At 66.5% G+C, this 2,952-nt stretch carries 4 protein-coding genes; all 4 read right to left on the reverse strand.

The genetic code is table 11. The features are described 5' to 3' along the window. Window positions 1-359 (reverse strand): archaeosortase/exosortase family protein (locus ACE3SS_RS15260; RefSeq protein ID WP_374595417.1); only part of this gene is annotated, 359 nt, incomplete at its 3' end. Next, window positions 356-1,261 (reverse strand): EpsD family peptidyl-prolyl cis-trans isomerase, encoded by a 906-nt coding sequence (locus tag ACE3SS_RS15265; RefSeq protein ID WP_374595419.1) that lies wholly within the window; start codon window positions 1,259-1,261, stop codon window positions 356-358. The genes ACE3SS_RS15265 and ACE3SS_RS15260, both read right to left, overlap by 4 nt. Window positions 1,262-1,461: 200 nt before the next feature. After that, window positions 1,462-1,980, reverse strand: coding sequence for an FxDxF family PEP-CTERM protein (locus ACE3SS_RS15270; protein ID WP_374595421.1), 519 nt, complete (start codon window positions 1,978-1,980; stop codon window positions 1,462-1,464). A 173-nt stretch (window positions 1,981-2,153) separates the two neighbouring features. Continuing rightward, the coding region (locus ACE3SS_RS15275) for a glycosyltransferase family 2 protein (protein WP_374595423.1) at window positions 2,154-2,952 on the reverse strand (799 nt) is incomplete at its 5' end.

A 2,952-nucleotide genomic window follows, 5' to 3' on the forward strand; every position in this document is an offset into this window, starting at 1 on the left:
AGGCACAGCACGGCGGCGGCCAGCACCAGCATCAGCGCGGCCAGCTCGACGGGCGCAATTTGTTGGGTGCGACCCAGGCTGTACAACGCCAGGCCCGGCAAGCCGAAAGCCAAAGTGCCGCCCACGGCGCAGCGACGCGGCAGAGCAGCCAGCGCAGCCCGCTGACGCCACAGCAACCAGACGGCCAGACCGATGAAGATGGGTTCGTGCCCTTGTGCCTCGGCGGCGTAGCGGCCCTGCAGCAAACCGGCGTAGCTCGGCACCAGCAGCGCGGCAAGACCGATCGACAGCGCAATCAGGCCGATGCGATCAAAGCCGGTTTCGAGTTGTGCCGGGCCAGTTGGCGAGGTATTGCTCATGGAGCAGGAGACGAGGCCTGCGCGCTGGCGCCTTCGGCTGGGGCGCTCAGGTGGGCGTAGACGCCCTCGTAGCGGACGTTCGCCTTGCCGGCCAGTCCTCGCATGGACTGCGCCAATAGGGCGCGCCGACGCTCAAGCTGCAAGGCGTTGCTGATCGATGCCCGCGCGAAGTGCCGGTCGACCGGCGCCGGGTCGGCGTGCACCAGCGTCAGGATGGTCGCGCCGCCCTGGCGCGGCACCAGCACCGATTGCCCCGCCTGCATGGCGCCGACGCGCTCCAGGCTGGCAGGGGGCAGTTCTTCGGCGTAGCGAATGGCTTGGCGCGAGACGAAATTCAAGCCGGTTCCTTGCACCGCGCGCAGCGCATCGGTTGCGCTGGCGGTTGCTTTGACGCGGGCATCGAGGTCGGCCAGGGCCGGAGCCTCGCCTTCGACCACGATCTCTTGCAGCGTGTATTGCTGACGTTGCGCGAACAGCTTCGGGTGCTCGTCGTAGTAGCGCTCGATGTCGGCCGTGGCCGGGGCGCCCACCTGCGCGGCGATCTTGTCCTGATAGGCGCGGGCCAGCACCTCGCGTTTGGCCAACTCAAGCGCTTGCAGCGTGGCCGGCGCGTTGTCGAGCCCCTCGCTGCGGGCGGCTTGTGCGGCGAGCTCTTGTTGCACCAGGCTTTCGAGCGCCTTCTGGCCGGCGGCCTCGCCGTAGTCGCGCACCAATTGAGGCTCGCGCTGCAGCACGGCCTGGATCTGGTGCACCGAGATCTCGTCGTCGTTGACGCGGGCGGCCACTTGAGAACGGTCACCGCTGGCATGTTGGCGGCTGCAGCCAGCCAGCACCATCAAGCCGAGTCCGATGCCCAGCAGGGCCATGCCAGTCAGGTGGCGGCGGGCTGTGAAAAGTGTCACGCGAGCATTCCTTGGATCTGAGGGCCGACGGGTGGAGTCCGTGAATCTATCGGACATCCGCCTCAAAGCTGAAGTTCCGCGCAGGGTGACGGAACTTGCGTACGCCGGCGGGCGTGCTGCCGGTGCGGCCCAGCCAAACAAAAACGGGCCCCGCAGGACCCGTTGATCGTGGCGTCCGGCAAGCCGGATCAGGCTGGCGCTCAGGCTTGAGCCTTGGCACGCGCGCGGCGCACCATCCAGCCGATCCCGGCGATGCCCAGCAGGGCCATCGCGTAGTGTTCGGGCTCCGGAACCGGGGCCGTCACGGCGTGCACGGCGCCCAGGTAGGCCCCACCCAGCAGGCCCGTCACCGAGCCCGAAATGGCCATCTGGTAGCTGCCGACACCCAGGCCGCTGAAGGCAAAGCCGTCATTCGGGTTGAGGTCGATCAGGCTGCCGGCGCCGCCCAACGTACCGCCCGACAGGGTGATGGAATTCACGTTGAGGTTGTACAGATTGCCGAAGTCGAGTTCGATGGTGCCGCCTGCGACCACGCCCGTGCTGGCGATGTTGAAGGTGTAGTAATCGGTGAACGACGCCTGGGGGCTGCCGTAGTTGTTGCCAAAGACGGTGTAGGCGTTGCCCAAGGTACCGAGGTCGGTGGCGGCCACGGCGGACTGCGCGGCGACAGCCAATGTGCTGAATGCCGCGATGGCGGCGAGGCGGGATACGTACTTCATGCTGTGGTTCCTACAACGTCCAGGCAGGACGTCAGATCGCCAAGACTGACGATTTGCTGACTTCTGCAACAGCAATAGTATCAATCAGATACAGATTGGCGCCCCATCCCCTGTACGCGGGGGTTTTTCTTTGTTATGCGCAAGTTGGTGCGCGCTGACGTCAGCCCGAATGGTCAGCCGGCGCGCGGCTGCCAGGTCGCCATGCTCTGGCCACGCAGGAACTTCACCGTGGCCATAGCGAAGGCGGCATAGGTCATCAGCAGATAGCTGGGGACGACGGTGAGCAGACGCAACTGAGGCGGCGCGAACTTCGACAGCCCGAGCAGCGCCAGGCCGTATCCCACCAGATGGACCAGCAACAGCGTCTGGTACAGCGGGCTGAACAGTGCCAGCCACGCGTTCGACAGCAGGGCCGTGGCCATGAACACGAAAGCCATGTAACGCAGCAGCTTGTGCGAGACCAGGCAGAACGACGCCATCGGGTAGCGCAGCGGGTTGAAGAGTTGCCGCATGTGCATCAGGCCCTGCAGGGCGCGCAGGGCCACGCGCACGCGCATGCGAAATTCCGACGTGATCTCGGTGTTGGCGGCTTCGGCCGACTGCGCCCGAGGCTCGAACACCACGCGGTGCCCAGCCGCGATCACCCGCAGCGGCAGCACGAAGTCGGTGATGAGTTCGCGCGGGATGTCGGAGTACAGCTCGCGGCGAATGGCGTCGATGCCGCCGTTGACGCCGATCACCGAGCCGACGCGGGTCTCGGTTGCGCGCAGCATGTTTTCGTAGCGCATGTAGGCGCCGCTGCCACCACCGCTGACGCTGCCGTCGCTCGATTGCAGGGTGAGCGCGCCGGTGAGGTAGCCCACCTCGGGGTCGGCGAAGTTCTCGACCATGCGGCTCACGGCCTCGGGGGCGAACAGCGAGTTGGCGTCGGAGAACACGATGATCTCGCCCGTGGCATGCCGCACGGCGGCG

Source organism: Aquabacterium sp., assembly GCF_041915145.1.
GTDB lineage: Bacteria > Pseudomonadota > Gammaproteobacteria > Burkholderiales > Burkholderiaceae_C > Aquabacterium.

Bases quoted from the DNA above. Each gene is read 5' to 3' on its own strand.
- ACE3SS_RS15270 (WP_374595421.1), bottom strand. From the start codon at position 1,980: ATGAAGTACGTATCCCGCCTCGCCGCCATCGCGGCATTCAGCACATTG.